19 protein-coding genes are annotated in these 23,658 nt (G+C 67.2%); 12 read left to right on the top strand and 7 right to left on the bottom strand.

Annotated features, from left to right (window positions below):
• Positions 1 to 13: 13 nt before the first annotated feature.
• A complete protein-coding gene (locus IFT87_RS12670; RefSeq protein WP_031393897.1) occupies positions 14 to 448 on the bottom strand; it encodes a YjfI family protein in 435 nt (144 codons plus the stop codon).
• Between the two features lie 125 nt (positions 449 to 573).
• Here IFT87_RS12670 and IFT87_RS12665 point away from each other — a divergent pair, with 125 nt between their 5' ends.
• Genes IFT87_RS12665 through IFT87_RS12655 form a run of 3 tightly spaced genes read left to right on the top strand, consistent with a single transcriptional unit; the run spans position 574 to position 2,244 of the window.
• Positions 574 to 1,215: a DUF2491 family protein gene (locus IFT87_RS12665; RefSeq protein WP_037529569.1), complete on the top strand. Its 642-nt coding sequence runs from the start codon at positions 574 to 576 to the stop codon at positions 1,213 to 1,215.
• 31 nt (positions 1,216 to 1,246) lie between these two features.
• Positions 1,247 to 1,660 (top strand): DUF350 domain-containing protein, encoded by a 414-nt coding sequence (locus tag IFT87_RS12660; RefSeq protein WP_031440686.1) that lies wholly within the window; start codon positions 1,247 to 1,249, stop codon positions 1,658 to 1,660.
• A gap of 11 nt (positions 1,661 to 1,671) precedes the next feature.
• A complete protein-coding gene (locus tag IFT87_RS12655; protein WP_037529576.1) occupies positions 1,672 to 2,244 on the top strand; it encodes a DUF1190 domain-containing protein in 573 nt (190 codons plus the stop codon).
• Between the two features lie 36 nt (positions 2,245 to 2,280).
• On the opposite strand, the gene IFT87_RS12650 is transcribed toward IFT87_RS12655, so the two are convergent.
• Both IFT87_RS12650 and IFT87_RS12645 read right to left on the bottom strand, forming a co-directional pair.
• Entirely contained in the window at positions 2,281 to 3,774 is a 1,494-nt protein-coding gene (locus IFT87_RS12650) for an MFS transporter (RefSeq protein ID WP_031440684.1), read from the bottom strand.
• Complete coding sequence (locus tag IFT87_RS12645; protein WP_192008703.1) at positions 3,771 to 4,808, bottom strand: LacI family DNA-binding transcriptional regulator; 1,038 nt, start codon at positions 4,806 to 4,808, stop codon at positions 3,771 to 3,773. The genes IFT87_RS12650 and IFT87_RS12645 overlap by 4 nt, the downstream gene beginning before the upstream one ends.
• A 236-nt stretch (positions 4,809 to 5,044) precedes the next feature.
• On the opposite strand from IFT87_RS12645, the gene IFT87_RS12640 reads away from it, so the two are divergent.
• The 4 genes from IFT87_RS12640 (at position 5,045) to IFT87_RS12625 (ending at position 13,518) form a co-directional block, all read left to right on the top strand.
• Complete coding sequence (locus tag IFT87_RS12640) at positions 5,045 to 7,882, top strand: TonB-dependent receptor (RefSeq protein ID WP_192008701.1); 2,838 nt, start codon at positions 5,045 to 5,047, stop codon at positions 7,880 to 7,882.
• 97 nt (positions 7,883 to 7,979) lie between these two features.
• Complete coding sequence (locus IFT87_RS12635) at positions 7,980 to 9,818, top strand: alpha-amylase family glycosyl hydrolase (protein ID WP_192008699.1); 1,839 nt, start codon at positions 7,980 to 7,982, stop codon at positions 9,816 to 9,818.
• Positions 9,818 to 11,434 carry an alpha-glucosidase gene (locus IFT87_RS12630; protein ID WP_031440681.1) on the top strand — a complete coding sequence of 539 codons (1,617 nt, stop codon included), beginning with the start codon at positions 9,818 to 9,820 and terminating at the stop codon, positions 11,432 to 11,434. Before IFT87_RS12635 ends, IFT87_RS12630 begins: the two co-directional genes overlap by 1 nt.
• Positions 11,431 to 13,518: a glycoside hydrolase family 97 protein gene (locus IFT87_RS12625; RefSeq protein ID WP_192008697.1), complete on the top strand. Its 2,088-nt coding sequence runs from the start codon at positions 11,431 to 11,433 to the stop codon at positions 13,516 to 13,518. The genes IFT87_RS12630 and IFT87_RS12625 overlap by 4 nt, the downstream gene beginning before the upstream one ends.
• Positions 13,519 to 13,566: 48 nt before the next feature.
• On the opposite strand, the gene IFT87_RS12620 is transcribed toward IFT87_RS12625, so the two are convergent.
• On the bottom strand, positions 13,567 to 14,193 hold the full coding sequence (locus IFT87_RS12620) for a glutathione S-transferase family protein (RefSeq protein WP_037528549.1): 627 nt from the start codon (positions 14,191 to 14,193) through the stop codon (positions 13,567 to 13,569).
• 106 nt (positions 14,194 to 14,299) lie between these two features.
• Between IFT87_RS12620 and IFT87_RS12615 the strand changes: the two genes are divergently transcribed.
• A complete protein-coding gene (locus tag IFT87_RS12615) occupies positions 14,300 to 15,727 on the top strand; it encodes a dihydrolipoyl dehydrogenase (RefSeq protein WP_192008695.1) in 1,428 nt (475 codons plus the stop codon).
• 3 nt (positions 15,728 to 15,730) lie between these two features.
• On the opposite strand, the gene IFT87_RS12610 is transcribed toward IFT87_RS12615, so the two are convergent.
• Genes IFT87_RS12610 through IFT87_RS12600 form a run of 3 tightly spaced genes read right to left on the bottom strand, consistent with a single transcriptional unit; the run spans position 15,731 to position 18,072 of the window.
• On the bottom strand, positions 15,731 to 15,931 hold the full coding sequence (locus tag IFT87_RS12610; RefSeq protein ID WP_192008693.1) for a hypothetical protein: 201 nt from the start codon (positions 15,929 to 15,931) through the stop codon (positions 15,731 to 15,733).
• Between the two features lie 57 nt (positions 15,932 to 15,988).
• The gene (locus tag IFT87_RS12605; RefSeq protein WP_031440676.1) at positions 15,989 to 16,372 is read right to left on the bottom strand and encodes a MerR family transcriptional regulator; all 384 of its coding nucleotides are present in this window, start codon (positions 16,370 to 16,372) and stop codon (positions 15,989 to 15,991) included.
• Complete coding sequence (locus IFT87_RS12600) at positions 16,369 to 18,072, bottom strand: long-chain-fatty-acid--CoA ligase (RefSeq protein WP_249403329.1); 1,704 nt, start codon at positions 18,070 to 18,072, stop codon at positions 16,369 to 16,371. The genes IFT87_RS12605 and IFT87_RS12600 overlap by 4 nt, the downstream gene beginning before the upstream one ends.
• A 133-nt stretch (positions 18,073 to 18,205) precedes the next feature.
• Between IFT87_RS12600 and IFT87_RS12595 the strand changes: the two genes are divergently transcribed.
• The 4 genes from IFT87_RS12595 (at position 18,206) to IFT87_RS12580 (ending at position 23,637) form a co-directional block, all read left to right on the top strand.
• Complete coding sequence (locus IFT87_RS12595) at positions 18,206 to 19,342, top strand: thiolase family protein (RefSeq protein WP_031395136.1); 1,137 nt, start codon at positions 18,206 to 18,208, stop codon at positions 19,340 to 19,342.
• Positions 19,342 to 21,660, top strand: a complete 2,319-nt coding sequence (locus IFT87_RS12590) for a 3-hydroxyacyl-CoA dehydrogenase/enoyl-CoA hydratase family protein (protein WP_192008840.1) — start codon at positions 19,342 to 19,344, stop codon at positions 21,658 to 21,660. Before IFT87_RS12595 ends, IFT87_RS12590 begins: the two co-directional genes overlap by 1 nt.
• Before the next feature lie 223 nt (positions 21,661 to 21,883).
• Positions 21,884 to 22,294 carry a DUF2147 domain-containing protein gene (locus IFT87_RS12585; protein ID WP_031395134.1) on the top strand — a complete coding sequence of 137 codons (411 nt, stop codon included), beginning with the start codon at positions 21,884 to 21,886 and terminating at the stop codon, positions 22,292 to 22,294.
• 50 nt (positions 22,295 to 22,344) lie between these two features.
• The gene (locus IFT87_RS12580) at positions 22,345 to 23,637 is read left to right on the top strand and encodes an OmpP1/FadL family transporter (RefSeq protein WP_192008691.1); all 1,293 of its coding nucleotides are present in this window, start codon (positions 22,345 to 22,347) and stop codon (positions 23,635 to 23,637) included.
• Positions 23,638 to 23,658 lie beyond the last annotated feature (21 nt).

The following is a 23,658-nucleotide window of genomic DNA, read 5'->3' as shown; positions in this document are numbered from 1 at the left end:
ATGATGCTTTGGGTCAGGCGGCGGGGATCTGCGCGTTGCGCAGGTCGGTGGCCGCATCGATCGCGTTCTCGGCCAGCGTGCGCAGCTCGATCACTATCGTGTCGAGCCGGCTCGACGTCGCGAGTTCACCGAACAGTTCATAATAGTCGCGCCCCTCGACGCTGCCGATCCCGAAGTTCGACAGCGGCACCAGCTTCTGCGTCTTCAGCAGGAACGCGTTGAACGCCGCCTGGTCCTCCTGCTCGTCGCACGGCCAGAGCAAAGTGGACGCCGAGATCTGCGCCTCGCTGACATTGACGAACAGTTCGAGGTCACCATGCTCGTGCATCGTGACGAGCAGGATCGGATCGGCCCCCTCGACGATACGGACGCTCAACTCCCCCGTTTTCGCAGGCTCGGACGTATCGAGCGCGGCCTTCAGGCTGCGGACGGTCCAAATGTCGGTCAATGCAAGAACTCCCGTGCTTGTCGCGTGCCCGCACACATAGGCGTCGGCGAAGGGCGCGCCAATGGCGCTTTGCGAGCATCGCCGCTTTCGCCTATGCACAGGCCGAACCATAACGTGAGGATTGCATGTTCGATCGCCTGTTCGGCCGCAAGCAACCGCTTGAAGGCTCCGGACTTCCCGTCATCCGCAACGTCACGCTCGGCCGCACGGTGACCGTGGATCCTCTCGCCTGGCGCCGCTTCGGGTCGGAGCTGCTGTTCCCGTTCGACCGCGACACGCTGGTGATCGTCGCGCAGGGTCTCGTCGACCTCAACGAGGGCGGGTTCGTCCACCGCTTCTACACCGATGACGACATCATGTTCCAGGCGGTCTCGAACGATCGCGCCGGGCAGGACGTCACCGACGTCACGATCTTCGCGCCCTGGGACAGCGCCTACCCCTCCTCCGCCGCCGAACGCCCGGCGTGGAAGTCGCGGCTCGAGGCGCGCAGCTTCACCGCCGAGGGGCTCCCCGACTATGACCGCGTCTGGTTCGGCCCCGAGGCGAGCGAACAGGAGCCGGTGACCTTCTGGGAGGATCTCCACGACGACCGCGACGGCATCGTCGACCGCCGCATCTTCCAGACCTGCATGCTGTTCGGCCGCGACCTGCCGGGCGACGACGGACGCGAACTGCTGCTCGCGATCGACCAGGAGAATGAGGCGGGCGAGGTCTCGTTCGAGATCATGCTCGGCGTCGCACTGGAACTCGGCGAGTTCCGCGCCTAGCATCGTCGCATCAGCGTTCCGGGGGATTCAGATGATCGACTATTACAGCTTCGGCGCCAGCGCGGCGGCCTTCCTGATCGCGTTCGTCGCGGCCGGGCTCTTCACCATCGCGTTCAAGATCATCTTCCAGGCGACCACGCCCTATAACGAGAAGGCGCTGATCCGCGACGGCAATACCGCCGCGGCGATCACGCTGGGCGCGGCGCTGCTCGGCTATGTCCTCCCGCTCGCCTCCGCGCTGACGCACACCGTCACGCTGGTCGAGTTCGCGGTGTGGGCGGTGCTCGCAGGCGTGATCCAGATCGTCGCCGCGCTCGTCGTCCGCCGCCTCGTGATGCGCGACATTCACGACCGGATCGTGCGGGGCGATATCGCCGCCGCCACCTATATGGGCAGCATCTCGCTCTGCGTCGGCATCCTCAATGCCGCCTGCATGACGAACTGAGAGGCAAAGACATGAAGCGTTCCAGCTCGATCGTCCTCACCGGCCTGATCGCGGGCTCGGGCATCTCGCTGACCGCCTGCGACGGCGATGTCGGCGGCAAGCCCGTCGACGCGCAGAGCTATGCCTCGGTCGCCGAATGCCGCTCGGCGGGGGCGATCCCCGCCGCGCAGTGCGACACCGCCTATGAACAGGCCAAGACCGACGCCGCCAAGACCGCACCACGGTTCGAGGACAAGCAGACCTGCGAGGAGCAGTTCGGTGCCGCGCAGTGCGAACCGCGCAACAATGGCAGCGGCGGCAGCTTCTTCACGCCGTTGCTGACCGGGTTCATCATCGGCCAGGCGCTCAACGGCGGCTATGGCTATCGCGGCGCACCGATGTACCGCGATCGTCAGGGCAATTATTATGGCGGCGCCGGCGGCCGCATCAGCCGCGATTACGTCACCGGCCGCACCCGCGTCGGCTCGGACGCCTTTACGCCTACCACGGCGCGTGCTCCCGCGCGGGTCCAGACCCGCAGCTCGGTGATCTCGCGCGGCGGGTTCGGCGGCGGCTTTGGCGGCCGCGGCGGCTTCGGCGGCTGACCCCTGATCCTCCCCCGCCAGGGGGAGGGCAGTATCTCAGGCGTCCCGCGGCACCCGCAGCATCGCCAGCGCCGCGACGCCCATCACCCCCGCCGCGATCAGCATCGCCCAGACCGGATCGCCCGGGAACACCGTCCGCATCACCTGCCCCATCACCGACGACACGATCAGCTGCGGCAGCACGATGAAGATGTTGAACAGCCCCATGTAAACGCCCAGCTTGGCCTGCGGCAGCGCGTTGGACAGCATTGCATAGGGCATCGTCAGAATCGACGACCAGGCGATCCCGATCAGCACCATCGACCCGATCAGCGCATGCGGATCGCGCAGGAGCAGGAACGACCCGAACCCCGCCGCCCCGCTCAGCAGGCCGAGGATATGCGCATTGCGCCGCCCGATCCGCCCCGCGAGCCACGGCATCACGAACGCCCACACCGTCGCCACGCCGTTATACACCGCGAACAGCACCCCGACCCAGTTCGCGCCGTCATTATACGCCGCACTCGCCGTGTCGGTCGTCCCGAACGCGCGCTGCGTGACGATCGGCGTGGTGTAGATCCACATGATGAACAGCGCCGACCAGGTGAAGAACTGGACGAGCGCGAGCCGCTTCATCGTCTGCGGCATGGTCGCAAGATCGCCGACGATCTGGCTGAGAACATTGGACTCTCTACCCGACCGGACGAGCGCGGCGCTGACCAGCAGTGCGATACCGAACGCGATCAGCCCGGCGCCGAGCAGATAGACCGGCTTGTCGAGCCCGAACCGCGCCACCGCCGCGATCACGATCGCCCCCAGCGCGATCCACACCGGCGCCAGCCGCGCGCCCGATCCGACCGGTGCCGCTATCGCCGGCCCCGCCTCGACCGCGCCGCCAACATGCTCGAACGCGGCCATCTCGTCGGGCGAATATTCCTTCGTCGTCAGCACCGTCCACAGCACCGCGCAGAACAAGGCCGCCGCACCGAGATAGAAGCCATAGCGCACCGATGGCGGGATCCCGCCGCCCGCCGCGGTATTGGCGACGTGGAAGACGTCGGTCAGGATCAGCGGCGCGAGGCTGCCGATCACCGCGCCCGCGCCGATGAAGCCGGTCTGGAACGCATAGCCCGCGGTCCGCTGCCGGCTGCCCAGCATGTCGCCGACGAACGCACGGAACGGCTCCATCGCGACGTTGAGCGATCCGTCGAGCATCCACAGCAGCGCCGCCGCGACCCACAAAACGGGCGCGTTCGGCATCCCCAGCAACGCGATCGTCGCCAGCACCGCACCGCCCAGAAAATAGGGTCGCCGGCGCCCGAGCCGCCCCCAGGTCCGGTCGCTGTAATGCCCGATCACCGGCTGGACGAGCAGCCCGGTCAGCGGCGCGGCGATCCACAGAAAGGCAAGATCGTCGACACTGGTGCCGAGCGACTGGAAGATCCGGCTGACATTCGCGTTCTGGAGGGCGAAACCGATCTGGATCCCGAAGAACCCGAACGAGATGTTCCACAGACCCCAGAAACCCTGACGCGGCTTCTCGCGCGTCACGCCGCGGCCTCGCCCGACGAGCGCCGTACGACCAGTTGCGTCGGCAGCACGATGCTCGTCACCGGGCGATCGTCGATCCGCGCGAGCAGCATCTCGACCAGCCGCCGACCGCCCAGCACGGTGTCCTGCGCCACCGTCGTCAGCGGCGGGTTGGCGAGGCTGGCGGCAGGAATGTCGTCGAAGCCGACGATCGCGACGTCGTCGGGCACGATCCGCCCCGCCCCCGCCAGCACCCGCATCGCCGACAGCGCGATCAGGTCGCTCGCCGCGACGATCGCATCGAACGCGACCCCGCGCGCGAGCAACGCCTGCGCCGCGCGCGTGCCGTCCTCCTCGGTGGTGATCGCATCGACCTGCAAGTGCGGATCGGCATCCAGGCCATGTTCCTCGAGCGCCGCGAGATAGCCGCGGTGGCGGTCGTAGAATTCCGGATAATGATCGGTCGCATCCCCCAGGAACGCGATCCGCCTCCGCCCCTGCGCGATCAGGTGCCGCGTCGCCTCCGCACCGCCCGCGACATTGTCGCAACCGACGGTCAGCCCGGGCTGGTCGTGCCGCACCGATCCCCAGCGGATGAAATGCGTCCCCTGCGCCACGAGATGGTCGAGCCGCGCGCGATAATCCGCATAATCGCCATAGCCGAGCAGGATCAGCCCGTCGGCGCGGTGGCTGTCTTCATAATCGGTATGCCAGTCGGACGAGAAATTCTGGAACGAGACGAGCAGGTCATAGCCGTGATCGGCACACGCCCCCATCATCGCGCCCAGCATGCCGAGGAAGAACGGATTGACCTCGGTCTCGTCGGGCGTCGGATCGCGGAACAGCAGCAGCGCGATCGTCCGCGTCTTGCCGCTGCGCAGGTTTGAGGCACTGCGGTCGACGGTATAGTTGAGCTGCTTGGCGATCGCCTCGATCCGCTGCCGCGTCGCCGGGCTGACCGTCGGGCTGCCGCGCAGCGCGCGCGACACGGTCGGCTGCGATACGCCCGCGGCCTGCGCGATGTCGAACGACGTGGATTTGCGCTGGGCACTCAAGACAGGGATCCTCTCGGGGGCGCTCGGACGGCGTCGCCGTCGCAATCATCACTCCAGTTTGCCCGCAACGTCAACGCATTGGCCCCCGCGATCCGTGGCAAATCGGCAACACGGCCGGAACGGCCGCACTGAATACGTATGTCGATTGATTGGCTTTCGTGAGGCGGAATTCCATTGGAACGCCACACACGGCCCACGGCGCGAAAGATGCAGCGGGGCTTTCAGGGGAGTTGAACATGACGACGTCCAAGCGTTTCCCGGCATCTGCCGCGCATCACCTTTTCACCCTATCGGCCAGCGGCACCGCGCTCGCCGTGGCGCTCCTCACCGCGTCGGTCGCCGACGCGCAGGTCGCGACCGATCCCGCCCCGGCCTCCGCCGACAACACCGTGTCGAGCGCACCCTCGACGCCCGCCCCGACCGTCGCGACGCAGGACGCCACCGCGCCGAGCAGCGGCCCCGCCGCCGAGTCCAGCGACGACATCGTCGTCACCGGTTTCCGCGCCAGCCTGCGCTCGTCGATCGCGGTCAAGCGCAACCTCGACGTCGTCGCCGAGATCGTCTCGGCCGAGGATATCGGCCGCTTGCCCGACGTCTCGATCGCCGAGTCGCTCGCCCGCCTGCCCGGCGTCACCTCGCAGCGTACCGGCGGCCAGGCGTCGGCGATCAACATCCGCGGCCTCAGCCAGGATCTCGTCTCCGCCACGCTCAACGGCCGCGAACAGGTCGCGACCTCGGGCAACCGCGTCATCGAATTCGACCAGTATCCGTCCGAACTCATCAACCAGGCCGCGGTCTACAAGAGCCCCAAGGCCTCGCAGATCGAGGGCGGCGTCGCCGGCAAGGTCGAGCTCAGCACCGCGCGCCCGCTCAGCATCCCCGGCAAGACGCTCGTCAGCGTCAACGTCCGCGGCGTCTATAACGACCGCGCCGGCCAGAACCCCGACGCCAGCGAATTCGGCTATCGCGGCAGCGCCTCGATCCAGACCAAGCTGCTCGACGACACGCTCGGCCTCGCGGTCGGCTATGCGCGTCTGAAGCAGGCGAACGTCGCCACGCGCTTCGTGGGCTATGATTACACCGCGACCGGCCAGAACGGCAGCCCGGCGATCCGCGACCTCGACGGCAACGGCCGCGCCGACGCGATCGGCTATGGCTTCGAGGCGGTCCAGTCGGGCGGCAACGAGACCCGCGACGGCGTGCTCGGCAGCGTCCAGTATGAGCCGACCGACACGTTCCGCGTCCTGCTCGACGGCTATTATTCGCGCTTCAAGTCGGACGTGTTCCGCCGCGGCATCCGGGTCGAGAACCTGCAGCAGACCAGCAGCAACTTGACCGACCCGACCGTCATCGGCAACACGATCGTCGGCGGCAACGCCTCGGGCATCCGCACCCGCACGATCCAGCAGAACGAGAACCGGCTCGACAAGCTCTACACCTTCGGCGGCAACGTCCAGAAGGACATCGGCCAGCTCACGCTCACCGCCGACGGCTCCTATTCGCGCGCGTCGAGCTTCTTCAACAATTCGGGTCTCGACGACAACGGCAACACGACCGCAACGCCGACGACGCTCAGCTACAAGCTCGACGGTCTCAACGTCGGCTCGTTCTCGACCAACGCCAACTACACCGATCCCGCCGCGAACACGTTCGAAGGCTTCTACATCGTCCCGCAGAAGGACACCGACCGCCTCTATGCGTTCGCGGGCAGCGCGCTGCTCAAGATCGACGGTCCGTTCCTCAAGTCGTTCGAGGTCGGCGGCCGCTATGGCAACCGCAAGGCGGAGCGGACGATCACCAGCTTCAACGCGTTCAGCTTCGCTGCACCCGTCACGCTGACCGGCTCGAACTCGACGACCGCGGGCTTCAAGGGCAAGTTCTCGTCCTTCCCCGACTTCATCGTCGCCGATATCGGCAGCATCTTCGACTCGCAGCTCGGGCCAGACCGCGTCGTCGACCAGACCCAGGCGTTCACGCAAGACCAGAGCTTCACGATCGACGAGAAGACCTATGCCGGCTACGGCCAGCTTAACTTCGACACGATCGCCGGCTCGCTGCCGTTCAAGGGCAATATCGGCCTGCGCGTCGTCCACACCGACCAGAGCTCGTCCTCGACCATCTCGGACGGCGGCACCGGTCGCTACCTCAACACCCGTGGCCGCAAGTTCACCGACTGGCTGCCCCAGGCGAACTTCATCCTCGGCCTGACCGAGAACGACCAGGCCCGCCTGTCGTTCTCGCGCCAGATCTCGCGCCCGCGCTTCTTCGACTTCCGCAACTCGATCAGCACCAACCTGGTCAGCATCGGCGGCACCGCGGCGCGGCTCGACGGGTCGGGCGGCAACCCCGCGCTCCAGCCGTTCCGCGCCAACCAGTTCGACGCCACCTATGAGCATTATTTCGGCAACAGCGGCTCGCTCGTGCTCGGCGCCTTCTACAAGGACGTCCGCAGCTTCGTGATCGGCGGCGTCATCCCGAACTACGACTTCGCCGCCAACGGCATCAGCACACCGCCGCTCGCCGGGACCGGCTTCACCAGCGTCGTCACGACCGGCAATCTGTTCGCGCCGATCAACGGCAATGGCGGCTATGTCTATGGTTTCGAAGGCGCCATCACCAAGACGTTCGACTTCCTGCCGGCGCCGTTCGACGGCCTCGGCGCGGTGCTCAACATCTCGTACAACCAGTCCGACGTCAGCATCACCAACGCGATCAGCGGCAACACGCTCTCGCTGTCGCTGCCCGGCCTGTCGAAGATCGTCTCCAACCCGACGCTCTTCTACGAGAAGAACGGCTTCCAGACGCGCGTCTCGATGCGCTACCGCTCGAAGTTCGTCGCGCCGCAGTTCGGCCTCAGCGAGCAGATCGTGACCAACGCCGCCGAGACCGTGTTCGACGCGCAGATGAGCTATGAATTCCCGCAGGGCAGCCCGCTCGCCGGGATGACGCTGCTCGCGCAGGCGAACAACCTGACCGACCAGCCGACCCGCTCCTATTTCGGCCAGACCGCACAGACGGGCACGCTGCAATATTTCGGGCGCCAGTTCTATCTCGGTGCGAGCTTCCGCTTCTAACTACCTGCAATACCGCCGTCCGCCCGGGGTCCTCCCGGCGGACGGCGACCCGGCGCCGGTGGCGCCGTCACCGATTCCGGTGCGAAAAGGACATCCGATGATCAAGAGCGTCGCCACCATCCTGGCAGGGTTGCTCGCGCTCTCGCCCGCCATCGCAGACCCCGGCCCGGCACCTAAGGCGGCACCGGCCACCGACTATCGCGCGCGGCTGCCGCAGGACGAGGTCATCTATTTCGTCCTCCCCGACCGGTTCGAGAATGCCGATCCCGCCAACGACCGTGGCGGCCTCACCGGCGATCGCCGCGTCACCGGCTTCGATCCGACCGCCAAGGGCTTCTACCATGGCGGCGACCTCAAGGGTCTGACCAAGCGCCTCGGCTATCTCCAGCAGCTCGGCGCGACCGCGATCTGGCTAGGCCCGATCTTCAAGAACAAACCCGTCCAGGGCGCGCCCGGCAAGGAATCCGCTGGCTATCACGGCTACTGGATCACCGACTTCACGCAGGTCGATCCGCATCTCGGCACCAATGCCGACATGACCGCGCTCGTCACCGCGGCGCATGCGCGCGGGATGAAGGTCTATATGGACATCATCATCAACCACACCGCCGACGTGATCCAGTACCGCGAATGCACCGAGGGCACCCCCTGCGCCTATCGCGACCGCGCCAACTACCCGTATCAGCGCAAGCTCGGCCTGCGCGGCAAGGCGATCAATTCCGGTTTCGCGGGCGACGCCGTCCGCACGCCTGAAAACTTCGCGCGGCTGACCGACCCCGGCTTCGCCTACACGCCCTATGTGCCTGCGAAGGAACGGACCGTGAAGGTCCCCGCCTGGCTCAACGACCCGATCTACTACCATAACCGCGGCGACTCGACCTTCACCGACGAGAGCTCGACGATGGGCGACTTCTCCGGTCTCGACGATCTCGCGACCGAGAACCCCCGCGTCGTGTCGGGCATGATCGACATCTTCGGCGGCTGGATCGACCGGTTCAAGGTCGACGGCTTCCGCATCGACACCGCGCGCCACGTGAACCCCGAATTCTGGCAGGCCTTCACGCCCGCGATGCTCGACCGCGCCAAGGCGAACGGCATCCCCAATTTCCACATCTTCGGCGAGGTCGCCTATGGGACGATGGATCCGGGCTATCTTGCGCGCTTCACCCGCGTCGACAAGCTGCCCGCGGTGCTCGACTTCGGCTTCCGCTGGGGCGTGACCGACGTCGTCGCGGGCAACAAGGGCACCAACGAACTCGCCGCGCTGTTCGACGGCGATGCGCTCTACGAACACGGCGCCGACACCGCGATGATCCTGCCGACCTTCCTCGGCAATCACGACCAGGGCCGCTTCGCCCGCGACGTCCGCCGCCTCAACCCGAATGCGAGCGACGCCGAGGTGCTGGCCCGCGTCAAGCTCGGCCATGCGATGCTGCTGACGCTGCGCGGCGTGCCGACCATCTATTCGGGTGACGAGCAGGGCTTTGCCGGTGACGGCGACGACCAGGACGCGCGCGAGGACATGTTCGCCTCGAAGGTCGCGGTCTATAACGACAACCGCCTCGTCGGTACCGACGCGACCACCGCGACCGCCAGTTTCGGCACGACCCACCCGCTGTTCCGCCAGATCGCCGAGCTCGCGCGCCTCCGCGTCGCGCACCCGGCGCTGACCCGCGGCCGCACGCTCGTCCGCGCGCGGGGCGATACGCCCGGCCTGTTCGCGGTCTCGCGCTTCGATCCCGTGACCGGCGCCGAGATGCTCCTTGCGTACAACACCAGCGCCAAGCCGCTGACCAGCGCGATCCAGGTCGAGACTCGCTCGGCCCGCTTCGATACGCTCGCCGGCGCTTGCGCCGCGCGCGCGACCGCCCCCGGCAGCGTCACGCTGACCATCCCCGCCTTTGGCTATGCGGTCTGCGCCGCGGAGACCCGCTGATGCCCGACGATACGAGCCTGCCCGTGCACCGACCCTGGTGGAAGGGCGCGGTCATCTACCAGATCTATCCGCGCAGCTTTGCGGATTCGAACGGCGACGGCATCGGCGACCTGCCCGGCATCACCCGCCATCTCGACTATGTCGCGAGCCTCGGCGTCGATGCGGTCTGGCTCTCGCCCTTCTTCACGTCGCCGATGAAGGACTTCGGCTATGACGTTGCGAACTACCGCGATGTCGACCCGATCTTCGGCACGCTGGCCGATTTCGACACGCTGATCGCGCGCGCCCACGCGCTCGGGCTGAAGATCATCATCGACCAGGTCTACAGCCACACCTCGGACGAGCATCCCTGGTTCGTCGAGAGCCGTTCGTCGCGCACCAACCCCAAGGCGAACTGGTATGTCTGGGCCGATGCCAAGCCCGACGGCAGCCCGCCGTCCAACTGGCAGTCGGTCTTTGGCGGCCCCGCCTGGACCTGGGACGCGCGCCGTCGCCAATATTATCTGCACAATTTCCTGAAGGAGCAGCCACAGCTCCACCTCCACGACGCGGACGTTCAGGACGAGATCGTCGACACCGCCAAATTCTGGCTCGACCGCGGCGTCGACGGCTTCCGTCTCGACGCGATCAACTTCGCGATGCACGACCCCGCGCTGACCGACAATCCGCCGGTCACCGACAACAGTCTGAAGACGCGCCCCTTCGACTTTCAGGCGCATGTCCATAACCAGAGCCATCCCGACATACCCGCCTTTCTCGAACGACTGCGGCGGCTGATCGACGGCTATGGCGACCGCTTCACCGTGGCCGAGGTCGGCGGCGCGGACAGCGACCGCGAGATGAAGCTGTTCACCCGTGGCCAGACCCGGCTCAACAGTGCCTATGGCTTCGACTTCCTCTACGCGTCGGACCTCCGCCCCAGCACCGTCGCCGACGCGATCACGCTCTGGCCGTCGGACGCGGAGATGGGCTGGCCGAGCTGGGCGTTCGAGAATCACGACGCCCCGCGCGCCGTCTCGCGCTGGATCGGCCCCGATCACCGCGACGCCTTCGCGCGGATGAAGATCGCGCTGCTTGTCTGCCTGCGCGGCAACATCTTCCTCTATTATGGCGAGGAACTGGGGCTCACCCAGGTCGAGGTGCCGTTCGACCAGCTCCAGGATCCCGAGGCGATCGCCAACTGGCCGCTGACGCTGTCGCGCGACGGCGCCCGCACGCCAATGCCGTGGCGGGCCGATGCGCCGCATGCGGGCTTCACCGATGCGTCGCCGTGGCTCCCGGTCGGTAACGACCATCCCGAGCTCGCGGTCGACCGGCAGGAGGGCGATCCCGACTCGCTGCTCGCGCTCACCCGCCGCCTGCTCGCGCTGCGCCGCGCGATCCCCGCGCTTGCGATCGGCGATCTGGTGCTGACCGAGGTCACCGACACGCTGCTCGCCTTCGAACGCCGTGACGGCGACCAGATCCTGCTCTGCGTCTTCAACATGGCCGCGACGCCCGTCGCGTGGAGCCCCGCTACCCCCGAACACTGGCGCGTCCGCGACAGCATCAACGACGCAACGATAGGACGACTGGGCGGCTATGCCGCGCTGATCGTCGAAAGGACCGGATCATGAAGACCCTCTCGCTCACACTTGCGACCCTGCTCGCGACGACCGCACCCGTGATGGCGCAGGATCAGGCCGCTCCCGCGGTCACGACGAACGAGACGATCAAGCCGCAGCCCGTCCCGACGATCCCCTCGGCGATCGCGACCTCCCCCGACGGCAGCATCGCGGTCACCGTCGCGACCGACGGCGAAGGCCATGCGACCTACAGCGTCACGCGCAAGGGCACGCTGATCGTCAAGCCGTCGCGGCTCGGCTTCCTCTTCACCGATGCGCCCAAGTTCGACCGGCATCTGAAGATCGAGACCGTCACCCGCGACAAGGCGGACTCGACCTGGACGCAGCCCTGGGGCGAGTGGAAGACGATCCGCGACAACCATAGCGAGATGCGCGTCCGCCTGCGCGAGACCGACCGGCTGCAGCGCGCGATCGACGTCGTGTTCCGGCTTCAGGACGACGGCATCGGCTTCCGCTACGTCTTCCCCGACCAGCCCGACTTCAAGACCGTCAACATCGCCGAGGAGCTGACGCAGTTCGCCTTTGCCGAGGACGCGACCGCCTGGTGGAAGCCCGGCTTCGAATGGAACCGCGAGGAATATCTCTACAACCGCACGCCGCTCGCCGATGTCGGCACCGCCGCGACGCCGATCACGCTGAAGCTCGCGGGCGGCACGCATGTCGCGCTGCACGAGGCCGCGCTGGTCGACTATGCCGGCATGAACGTCGCCAAGGTCGAGGGCAACACGCTGAAGGCGGTGCTGACCCCCGGCGCCGGCGCGCCCAAGGTCACGCGGACCGGCCCGTTCGCGACGCCCTGGCGCACGCTGATCCTCTCGGACGACGCGCCCGGCCTCTACATGAGCCATATCGAGCTCAATCTGAACGAGCCCAACAAGCTGGGCGACGTCAGCTGGGTCAAGCCCGGCAAGTTCGTCGGCGTGTGGTGGAACATGATCACCGGCAAGTGGAGCTGGGCGACCGGCCCCAATCACGGCGCCACCACCGCGCATGTGAAGACCTATATCGACTTCGCCAGCGCGAACAAAATCCCCGGCGTGCTCGTCGAGGGCTGGAATGTCGGCTGGGACGGCGACTGGTTCGGCGACGGCACCGCGATGCAGTTCGACACGCCGACCCCCGATTTCGACGCCGGCTATCTCGCCAAATACGCCAAGTCGAAGGGCGTCTATCTGATCGGTCATAACGAGACCGGCGGCTCGGCCAGCCATTATGACGGCCAGCTCGACCGCGCCTTCGCCTTTGCGCGTGATCACGGCATTCCCGCGATCAAGACCGGCTATGTCACCGACGCGGGCCAGATCGAACGCGTCGATCCCGACGGGTCGCAGCACCGCGAATGGCATGAGGGCCAGTGGATGGTGAACCACTATACCCGCGTCGTCACCACCGCCGCCAAGTACAAGGTGTCGATCGACAGCCACGAGCCCGTCAAGGACACCGGCCTGCGCCGCACCTATCCCAACTGGATCGCGCGCGAGGGGTCGCGCGGCATGGAATATAACAGCTGGGCCGGCAAGAACCCGCCCGAGCATGAGGCGAACCTCGCCTTCACGCGGATGCTCGAGGGGCCGATGGACTTCACCCCCGGCGTGCTCAGCCTCAAGGGCACCGACGACAGCGATCTCCTGTCGACCATCGCCAAGCAGCTCGCGCTCTATGTCGTGCTCTATTCGCCCGTCGTGATGGCGGCGGACACGCCGGAGAACTACGCGAAATATCCCGCCGCGTTCCAGTTCATCAAGGACGTGCCGACCGACTGGTCCGACACCCGCGTGCTCAACGGCGAGGTCGGCGACTTCGTCACCTTCGCGCGCAAGGACCGCAAGTCGAACGACTGGTATGTCGGCAGCGTCACCGACGAGAATGCCCGGACGCTCACCGTCGCGCTCGACTTCCTCGACGCCGGCAGGACCTACACCGCGCAGATCTACCGCGACGGCCCCGGCGCGGACTATAAGACGACCGCACGCCACGCGATCACGATCGAGACCAAGCGCGTCCGCAAGGGCGACACGCTGACGCTCGCGCTCGCGCCCGGCGGCGGTCAGGCGATCCGCTTCAAGGCACGCTGAGCCGACAGGACCGGCGCTGCCGTATCGCAGCGCCGGTCCGCTCACACGTCAGCGCCGCGGTGGCGCCAGCGGCCCGCCGATCTCGATCGCCTTCTGATAGCCCGGCACCGCCTTCAGCCGCTCGAAATACGCGCTCACCACCGGCTGGTCTTTCAGCAGCCCCGCGCTCTCCGCGGTCGCGAGCAGGTACGACATCTGGATATCCGCCAGCGTCAGCTTGGCCCCCATCAGATACGGCCCCTCGCCAACCGCGTCGGCGATGTACGCAAAGGTCTTGGCGACCTCGGGCTCGGAGAATTTGCCGAGGCCCTCGGGCAGCCCGCCCATCATCTTGCCGATCACCGTCATCATGATCGGGAACGCCGCCGAACTCTCGACATAGTGCAGCCATTCGTCATGGATCGCCGCCTCGGGCGTGCCCTCGGGCGGGCTGAGCCGCGCGCCGCCGTACTTGCGATCGAGATAGGACAGGATCGACGCGCTCTCGGCAAGCGTCAGCTCATCGTCCTGCACGATCGGCGCCTTGCCCAGCGGATGCACCGCCTTCAGCGACGCGGGCGCACGGAAGCTCGCATCGCGCTCGTACCGGACCAGCTCATAGGGCAGCTGCAGTTCCTCCAGCAGCCACAAGATGCGGGAAGACCGGGAGAAATTCAGGTGATGGACGGTCAGCATGGCGGGTCCTCGGATCGTGGTGATTATCGGATCGGCATGCGGAACGGGTCAGGCGGTTGGAAGGTTTCGCTGCCATGACCGGAATACTCCGGAGACGGAGTCGATCATGCCGAACACCAGCCCCGAGTTAACCTGCGACGTCGCGATCATCGGCGCGGGCACCGCCGGTCTCGCGGCCGAGCGCAACGCACGGCGCAACGGCGCGCGCACGCTGCTGATCGACGAGACCTTCTCGGGCACCACCTGCGCCAGCGTCGGCTGCATGCCCTCCAAGCTGCTGATCGCCGCCGCTCACGCCGCGCACGCGGTCCGCCAGGCATCGGTCTTCGGCATCACCGCCGAGCCACGGATCGACGGGGCCGCAGTCATGGCGCGCGTCCAGCGCGAGCGCGACGCGTTCGTCGCGGGCGTCTGCGACTCGCTCGACAAGCTTCCCGACGGCGTGAAGGTCCAGGCCCGCGCGCGTTTCGTCGACGCGACCACGCTCCGCCTCGACGACGGCCGCACCGTGACCGCCAAGGCAATCGTGATCGCCACCGGCTCCTACCCGAACATCCCCGACAGTTTCGACGCGGTCCGCGACCGCGTGCTGACCAACGAGACGATCTTCGAACTGCCGACCCTGCCCGGCTCGGTCGGTGTGATCGGCGCCGGCCCGATCGGCCTCGAACTCGCCCAGGCTCTCGTCCGGCTTGGGGTCGAGACGATGGTGTTCGACCAGTCGCCCGGCCTCGCCGCGCTGAAGGACGAGATGGTCTCGGCGGTGCTGCACGGTATCCTCGACAAGGAACTGCCGATCCATCTCGAAATGGAACTGAAGGCGGAACACGACAGCGGCGGCGTCCGCCTGTCCTGGTCGGGCGAGCAATCGGGATCCCGCCGCTTCGACTATCTGCTCGTCGCGACCGGCCGGCCGCCGCGGCTCAAGGGCCTCGGGCTAGAGACCACCGGGATCGCGCTCGACGATCACGGCACGCCGGTGTTCGACAAAACGACGATGCAGTGCGGCGACGCGCCGATCTTTATCGCCGGCGACGCGGATCACGACCGCACCGTGCTCGGCGAGGCGTCCGCCGAGGGGATGATCGCCGGCCGCAACGCCGCGCAGTTCCCCGACGTCACCCCCGGCCCGCGGATGGTCCCCCTCGCGATCATGTTCACCGACCCGACCGTCGCGGTCATCGGCGACATCACCCCCGACGACCAGAACGGCATCGTCATCGGCGAAGCCTCCTACGAGGATCAGGGTCGCGCGAAGGTCATGGCGCGCAACGCCGGGCTGATCCGTTTCTATGCGGAGGCGGGCACCGGCCGGCTGACCGGCGCGACGATGGCCGCCCCCGGGGTCGAGCACAGTGCGCACCTGATCGCCTGGGCGATCCAGCAGGGCCGCACCGCGACCGACCTGCTCGACATGCCCTTCTATCACCCGACGCTCGAGGAGGGGCTGAAGCCTGCACTCCGGGCGATCTGCAAGGCGGTCAGCGCGCCCGTCCCCGCCGACCGCGACGACGGCTTCACCGCCGGCGCCTGAGCCTCAGTCGTCGAGGTCGAGATAGGCGACAACGTCGTTCTCGGTCGCGATGTACAGCCCCGCCTGGACCTCCTCGGGCTGCTGCGCGGAAATCGCCAGCGCCTCGCCGAGCGGGCCATAGAACAAGGTCGTCGCCGCCCCGCCCTCGAGCACATCGTCGAGATGATAGAGACGAACGCCGACGGCGGAGGAGATGGTACGCATCGCCCGTCCCTGCCGCGCCGCGCGAGCCGGCGCAACCGCGCACGCGTTACACGCCGGTCAGGACGCAATCCGCTCGAGCGCCTGCGCCTCGATCTTCTCCAGCTCCTCCAGCGTCTGCGCGATCGCCGCCTGCTGCTGCTGGAGGTCGTCGATCCGCTGGCGACAGCGTTCGGCAAGCGCGCGCATCTGTTCGACATGCTGCGGATCCGCATCATACAGGACGAGAAACTCCTCGATGTCGCGCAGCGAGAATCCCAGCCGCTTGCCGCGCAAGATCAGCTGCATCCGCGCGACGTCGCGCCGCGTATAGACGCGCGTCGTGCCGATCCGGCACGGCTCGATCAGCCCCTTGTCCTCATAGAAACGCAGCGTCCGCGCGCTGACCCCCAGCGCCTGCGACACGTCCTGAATCCCGGTAAGATCGTCCTGCCGCTCGTTCACGGTGTCGCTCCCCTCTCCCCCGACGCCGCCCCGGCCGGCATCGCGTGTGCCAGCCTGGCCTCTTCCTCCGCGACAAGTTCCTTTTTGGATAGCTTGCCGATCAACGTCTTGGGCAGAGTGTCGCGGATTTCGACCTCGCGGGGAAGCTCGATCTTGCTGATCTTGTCGCGCAGAAAATCACGCAATTCCACAGGGGTTGCGACCGCACCTTCGACCAGCGTGACGAACGCCTTGGGCGCCTGGCCGCGATAGGCGTCGGCGACCCCGATCACCACCACCTCGGCGACCGCGGGATGCTCGTACAGCGCCTCCTCGATCACCCGCGGATAGACGTTGTAGCCGCCGCACAGGATCAGGTCCTTGATCCGGTCGACGATGAACAGATAGCCGTCCGCGTCGAGATGCCCGACGTCGCCGGTGCGCAGCGCCCCGTCCGCGAACAGCGCAGCGCTCGCTTCCGGCTTGTGCCAATATCCTTGCGTAACCTGCGGGCCACGCGCGCAAATCTCGCCATTCTCACCGACCGGCAGCAGCCGGGTCGGGTCCTCGCGGTCGCGGATCTCGATGATCGTGCCGGGAAAGGGCAGCCCCGCCGATCCCGGCTTGTTCAGCCCCTCGATCGGATTGCAGGTGATGATCGGCGACGCCTCCGACAGGCCATAACCCTCGACCAGCTTCGACCCTGTCGCCGCCTCGAACGCGGTACGCACTTCGGCGGGCAACGGCGCACCGCCCGAGATGCACGCATGGATCGACGACAGGTCGATCGGCTGCGTCTCCGCCGCCTTGGTGATCGCGGCATAGATGGTCGGCACCGCGGGGAAATAGGTCGGTTTGGTCCGCACGATCGTCTTGAGCAGCTGCTGCAGCTCGAACCGCGGCAACAGGATCATCTGCGCGCCCGCGCGGATCGAATAGGTCAGCACCGTCGTCAGCGCGAAGACATGGAACAGCGGCAGCGCCCCCATCACCCGGTCCTGTTCGGGCGTCTCGCCGCCGACGAACGTCATCATCGCATCCGCGTTCGACACCAGATTGGCGTGGCTCAGCATCGCCGCCTTGGGCTCGCCGGTCGTCCCCCCGGTATATTGCAGCACCGCGACCTCGTCCGGCGTCACCGCGACCGGCGTGGGCGCGCCCTTCGCACGCACCAGCGACTCGAAGCTGCGATGCCGCGCGTCGTTCGGCGCGCGGGCGATCTCGGCGCGCTTGAAGATCCGGTAGGCGATCGACTTCAGCGTCGGCAGCGCGCCCGCGATCGGGCAGGTGATGACATGCTGCAGCCCCGTCTCGCCCGCGACCTTCAGCACGCGCGCATGGATCTCGGTAATGTCGCAGGTCGCAATGATCTCCGCGCCCGAATCCTTCAGCAGGTGGCACAGCTCGCGTTCGACATAGAGCGGGTTGACGTTGACGACGATCCCGCCGGCCTTCAGCACCGCGAAGAACAGCACCGGATAATAAGGCGTGTTCGGCAGGCACAGCGCGACGCGGGTACCCTTCACCACGCCCAGATCCTGCAGTCCCCGCGCCGCATGCGTGACCGCGTCGCCAAGCTCGGCATAGGTCATCGTCGACCCGAGGAAATCGAGCACCGTCCGCGACCCGAATCCGCGAACCGCCGTGTCGAGCATGTCGCCCAGCAAACGCGCTTCGCCTTCTAGCGGTACGCCGATCGCACGGCCGTCGGTGTCCAGCATCTCTCTCTCCTTTTCGGCGTGCGCTCTCGACTGATATTGTAGGCCGCATCACCTTGACGTATAGGAGAGGTATCGCACCTTAAGGGTAGCCCGCAAGTCTTAAGCGGACCGATTGCAATTGGAGAGGATCATCGTGACCAACGTCGTCATCGCCGGGTACGCCCGCTCGCCGTTCCACCTTGCCGGCAAGGGCGATCTCGCCCGCGTCCGCCCCGACGATCTCGCCGCGCAGACGATCCGCGGTCTGCTCGACAAGACCGGCGTCGATCCCGCCGCGATCGAGGACATCATCCTCGGCTGCGCCTTCCCCGAGGGCGAGCAGGGGCTGAACGTCGCGCGGATGATCGGCCTGCTCGCCGACCTGCCGCTGTCGGTCGGCGGCATGACGGTCAACCGCTTCTGCGGCTCGTCGATGAGCGCGATCCACATCGCGGTCGGCCAGATCAACATCGGGGCTGGCGACGCGTTCATCTGCGCCGGGCTCGAATCGATGAGCCGCGTGCCGATGGGCGGCTACAACCCGCTCCCCAACCCCGATCTCTTCAAGAAGAACGCCGGCGCGTACATGGGCATGGGCGAGACCGCCGAAAACGTCGCACGCGATTACCAGATCACGCGCGCCGAGCAGGATGCGTTCGCGGTGAAGAGCCAGGACAAGGCCGCCGCCGCGCGCGCCGATGGCCGCCTGTCGGACGAAATCGTGACGATCCAGACCAAGGCGGGCCCGGTCAGCCAGGACGGCACGATCCGCGCCGGCACCACCACCGAAGCGCTCGCCGGCCTCAAGCCTGCGTTCAGCGCGGACGGCTCGGTCACCGCCGGCACCTCCTCGCCGCTGACCGACGGCGCCTCCGCCGTCCTCGTCACCTCGGAAGAGTTCGCGACGAAGCACGGCCTGACCATCCTCGCCCGCATCAAGTCGGTCGCGGTCTCGGGTAACGAGCCGTCGACGATGGGCCTCGGCCCGATCTACGCCTCGCAAAAGGCGATGGAGCGCGCCGGGATCACGGTTGCCGACCTCGACGTGGTCGAGATCAACGAGGCGTTCGCCAGCCAGGCGATCGCCTGCATCCGCGACCTCGGGCTCAAGGACGAGACGATCAACCTCGATGGCGGCGCGATCGCGATCGGCCATCCGCTCGGCGCGACCGGCGCGCGCATCGTCGGCAAGGCCGCAGCCTTGCTCGCCCGCGAAGGCGGCCGCTACGCGCTGGCCACTCAGTGCATCGGCGGCGGTCAGGGCATCGCAACGGTGCTGGAGCGCGCATGATGTCGGACCAGATCAAAAAAGTCTGCGTCATCGGCGCAGGCGTGATGGGCGCAGGGATTGCGGCACAGGTCGCCAATGCCGGCATCCCGGTGCTGCTGCTCGACATCGTCCCCCGCGAGGGTGACGATCGCGATGCGGTCGCCAAGGGCGCGGTCGCGAAGATGCTCAAGACCGACCCCGCCCCCTTCATGTCGAAGCGTGCGGCCAAGCTCGTCGAGACGGGCAATATCGACGATCATCTCGACCGCGTCGCCGAATGCGACTGGATCGTCGAGGCGATCGTCGAGCGGCTCGACATCAAGCAGGCGCTCTATGCCAAGCTCGAGGCACTGAAGCGTCCCGGCACCGCGGTCTCGTCGAACACCTCGACGATCCCGCTCGGCCACCTCGTCGACGGCCGCTCGGACCAGTTCAAGGCCGACTTCCTCATCACCCATTTCTTCAACCCGCCGCGCTACATGCGGCTGGTCGAGATCGTCCGCGGCGAGCAAACCGATGCCGCGGTCGCCGGAAAGGTCGAGGATTTCGTCGATCGCTTCATGGGCAAGCGGATCGTCCGCGCAAAGGACACGCCGGGCTTCATCGCCAACCGCATCGGCACCTACTGGCTGGCGATCGCGATCAACGCCGCGATGGACCAGGGGCTGACCGTCGAGGAGGCCGACCAGATCGGCGGCCGGCCGATGGGCGTCCCCAAGACCGGAATCTTCGGGCTCGTCGATCTCGTCGGCGTCGACCTCATGCCGCTGCTGTCGAAGAGCCTCTCCTCGACGCTCCCCGCGGGCGACCCCTATTTCGACACCGTCCGCGACATGCCGCTCGTCGACAAGATGATCGCGGAGGGCTTTACCGGCCGCAAGGGCAAGGGCGGCTTCTACCGCTTCGACAAGGCGACGCGCACCAAGCTCTCGCTCGACCTCGCGACCGGCGACTATCGCCCCGAGGCGAAGCCCGCCGAACTGCCCGGCAAGACCGGCAAGGATCTCGCCGCGCTGATCGCCGAGCCCGGCAAGATCGGCACCTATGCGTGGACGATCCTCGGCAACACGCTGTCCTATGCGGCGATGCTCGTCGGCGAGGCGGCGGACGATATCGTCGCGATCGATGACGCGATGAAGCTCGGCTACAACTGGAAATACGGGCCGTTCGAGCTGATCGACCGGATGGGGCCGGGCCTGCTTGCCCAGCGTCTCGCCGCCGAGGGCCGCGACCTGCCGTCGATCCTGACGACCGCGGGCGACCGCCCCTTCTACCGCGTCGAGAACGGCAACCGCCAGTATCTGACCACCGCGGGCGACTATGTCGACGTGCCGCGCGCCGACGGCGTCGAACTGCTCGAGGACATCAAGCTCCGGTCACAGCCCGTCCTGACCAACGCCTCGGCGTCACTCTGGGACGTCGGCGACGGTGTCGCCGCACTCGAATTCCACACCAAGATGAACGCGCTCGACGATCAGGTCATCGCGCTCATCGAGGAAGCGGTCCCGGTCGTGCGCGAGCGCTTCAAGGCGCTGGTCGTCTATAACGAGGGCAGCAACTTCTCGGCCGGCGCCAATCTCGGCGCGGCGATGTTCGCGGTCGGTGCGGGCCTGTGGGACATGGTCGAGGCGAGCGTTTCGCGCGGGCAGCAGGCGTACAAGGCGCTCAAATACGCGCCCTTCCCCGTCGTCAGCGCGCCCGCCGGGCTCGCGCTCGGCGGCGGCTGCGAGATGCTGCTTCACTCGGACGCGGTGCAGGCGCATGCCGAGACCTATGCCGGCCTCGTCGAATGCGGCGTCGGGCTGGTGCCCGGCTGGGGCGGCAATGGCGAGATGCTCGATCGCTGGACGAAGTCGCGCACGCTTCCCAACGGGCCGATGCCCGCGCTGACCAAGGTGTTCCAGGCGGTCTCCACCGCGCAGGTCGCCAAGTCGGCGGCGGAGGCGAAGGAGATGATGATCCTTCGCAAGGACGACGGCATCACGATGAACCGTGATCGCCTGCTCGCCGACGCCAAGGCGAAGGCGCTCGCGCTGGTCGAGGGCTATGTCGCCCCCGAGTCGCCGACCTTCCGTCTGGCGGGCGCGAGCGGTCGTACCGGTCTGTCGATGGCGGTGTCCGACTTCCACAAGAAGGGCATGGCGACCGACTATGACGTGGTGGTCGCCGACCGTCTCGCCGAGGTGCTGACCGGCGGCGAGGCCGACCTCGTCGACACCGTCACCGAGGCGCAGCTCCTCGACCTCGAACGCGCCGCCTTCATGGCGAGCGTCAAGGACCAGCGCACCCAGGCGCGCGTCGTCCACATGCTTCAGACGGGCAAGCCACTGCGCAACTGAACACCCGTCATCCCCGCGAAGGCGGGGATGACGGTCGCGACCCCGATAAACACCTTTTCACCGCCCCGGATCCGTAAGAAGACTTGACTTGTCTTTGTACAAAACTAAGGGCGGAACGATTACTGCCGTATACGGCAACAAGGTCGCGCTTACGTCGCTGATCTTGTGAGATATTCACGATCGTACACTTACGACGACCCCGAAGCTTAGGAGAGGATAGACGATGTCCCTGATGATGATCGCCGCGCTGCTCGCCGGCGCGCCCGCGACCGCCGACACCGTGGTCGGCCGCTGGCGGACCGAGACGCACAACGCCATCGTCGAGATCGCGCGCTGCGGCCCCTCGATCTGCGGCAAGATCCTGACCTCCGACGCGCTGCGCGCCAACCCGTCGATGAAGGACGCCAACAACAGCAACACCGCGCTCCGCAGCCGCCCGATCCAGGGCATGCAGATGCTCAGCGGCTTCAAGTCCGACAAGGACGGCGTCTGGAGCAGCGGCCAGGTCTACAATGCCGAGGACGGCAAGACCTATAGCGGCAAGATCACCCCGGTCGGCGCGAACCAGTTGAAGCTGCGCGGCTGCGTCTTCTTCCCGCTCTGCAAGACCCAGACCTGGACGCGCGTCCGCTGATCCCAGGTCCCTTTCATCTCCCCAAAAGTTAGCGTTCAGGAATTTTGTAAATGTCGTTTCGTACCAAGGCCCCGTTGCTGGCCGTGACCGTGCTCGTCTCCGCTTTCGGATGTGCCAGCACCGCCTATGCCGACGCCTTCTATCTCCAGGCGCAGTCGGCGCGCGGCGCGGGCCGTGCGTTTTCGGGTGAAGCCGCCGATACCGGCGCCGCGTCGCTCTGGTGGAACCCCGCCGCGATCGCCGGCATCCGCGACGGCAGCGCGACGCTCAGCGCCAGCGCGATCATCCCGCGCGGCGACGTGATCGACACCGGCTCGCAGATCTGCCGTCCGGGCGGCCAGCCCTGCACCGCGATCAGCGGCCAGTCGAACTCGAGCGACCCGGTCAACAAGGGCGTCGTCCCCTCGGGTGCGGTCGCCTATCCGCTGACCGACCGGATTGCGGTCGGCCTCGTCGTCACCTCGCCGTTCAGCTTCACGACCAACTATGACGCCGACAGCTGGGCCCGCTACAGCGCGGACAAGACCCGCCTGCGCACGATCGACATCCAGCCCTCGATCGGCGTCGAGCTGACCGACTGGCTCCGCGTCGGCGGTGCGCTCAACGTCGAATATACCGACGCGATCCTCAGCAACGCGCTCCCCAACGTCTCCGCAGCACAGCCCGACGGCCGCCAGGAACTCAGCGGCGACGGCTGGGATCTCGGCTGGACCGCGGGCGTCCAGCTCCACAACGACTTCGCCACCGTCGGCGTCACCTACAAGTCGAGCATCCGCCACAAGCTGAAGGGCGACCTCGTCGTCACCGGCCTGCTCGGCCCGCTCGCCAGCGGCAACACCGAAGTCTCGGGCGCAACCGCCGAGTTCAACACCCCCGGTCAGGTCATCGTCGCGGGCCGCGTCCGCGCCACCGACCAGCTGACGCTCAACGCACAGGTCATCGCGTTCAACTGGAGCAAGTTCGACACGATCGATCTCGGCGCACCGCTCAACACGTCGATCCCGGAAAACTACCGCGACAGCTGGAGCCTCGCGGGCGGTCTCGACTATGACGTCACGCCCAAGCTGACCGTGCGTGGCGGTGTCCAGCGCACCAAGACGCCGACCCAGGACGGCCAGCGCGACGCGCGCGTCCCCGACGCCGATCGCTGGACCTATGCCGCCGGTGCCTCCTACCAGGTGACGCCGCGCATCGCGGTCGACGCCGCCGCGCAATATGTCGACTTCGAGAACACGACGATCGACCGCGCCACGCTGGTCGCGGGCAGCATCATCCGCACCAACGGCGCGCTCCGCGACGCCAGCGCGATCGTCACCTCGCTCGGCGCCCGCGTCTCGTTCTGACGCTAACCGCCCCTCCCCGTA

Source organism: Sphingomonas sp. CFBP 8765, from assembly GCF_014841445.1.
In the GTDB taxonomy this organism is placed as follows: Bacteria; Pseudomonadota; Alphaproteobacteria; order Sphingomonadales; family Sphingomonadaceae; genus Sphingomonas; species Sphingomonas aerolata.
This window is presented reverse-complemented; position numbering and strand designations above follow the sequence as displayed.

Excerpts from the sequence above, each read along its gene's own strand:
- IFT87_RS12665 (WP_037529569.1), top strand. The coding sequence starts at position 574 with ATGTTCGATCGCCTGTTCGGCCGCAAGCAACCGCTTGAAGGCTCCGGA.
- IFT87_RS12660 (WP_031440686.1), top strand. The coding sequence starts at position 1,247 with ATGATCGACTATTACAGCTTCGGCGCCAGCGCGGCGGCCTTCCTGATC.
- IFT87_RS12655 (WP_037529576.1), top strand. The coding sequence starts at position 1,672 with ATGAAGCGTTCCAGCTCGATCGTCCTCACCGGCCTGATCGCGGGCTCG.
- IFT87_RS12640 (WP_192008701.1), top strand. The coding sequence starts at position 5,045 with ATGACGACGTCCAAGCGTTTCCCGGCATCTGCCGCGCATCACCTTTTC.
- IFT87_RS12635 (WP_192008699.1), top strand. The coding sequence starts at position 7,980 with ATGATCAAGAGCGTCGCCACCATCCTGGCAGGGTTGCTCGCGCTCTCG.
- IFT87_RS12630 (WP_031440681.1), top strand. The coding sequence starts at position 9,818 with ATGCCCGACGATACGAGCCTGCCCGTGCACCGACCCTGGTGGAAGGGC.
- IFT87_RS12625 (WP_192008697.1), top strand. The coding sequence starts at position 11,431 with ATGAAGACCCTCTCGCTCACACTTGCGACCCTGCTCGCGACGACCGCA.
- IFT87_RS12620 (WP_037528549.1), bottom strand. The coding sequence starts at position 14,193 with ATGCTGACCGTCCATCACCTGAATTTCTCCCGGTCTTCCCGCATCTTG.
- IFT87_RS12615 (WP_192008695.1), top strand. The coding sequence starts at position 14,300 with ATGCCGAACACCAGCCCCGAGTTAACCTGCGACGTCGCGATCATCGGC.
- IFT87_RS12610 (WP_192008693.1), bottom strand. The coding sequence starts at position 15,931 with ATGCGTACCATCTCCTCCGCCGTCGGCGTTCGTCTCTATCATCTCGAC.
- IFT87_RS12600 (WP_249403329.1), bottom strand. The coding sequence starts at position 18,072 with ATGCTGGACACCGACGGCCGTGCGATCGGCGTACCGCTAGAAGGCGAA.
- IFT87_RS12590 (WP_192008840.1), top strand. The coding sequence starts at position 19,342 with ATGTCGGACCAGATCAAAAAAGTCTGCGTCATCGGCGCAGGCGTGATG.
- IFT87_RS12585 (WP_031395134.1), top strand. The coding sequence starts at position 21,884 with ATGTCCCTGATGATGATCGCCGCGCTGCTCGCCGGCGCGCCCGCGACC.
- IFT87_RS12580 (WP_192008691.1), top strand. The coding sequence starts at position 22,345 with ATGTCGTTTCGTACCAAGGCCCCGTTGCTGGCCGTGACCGTGCTCGTC.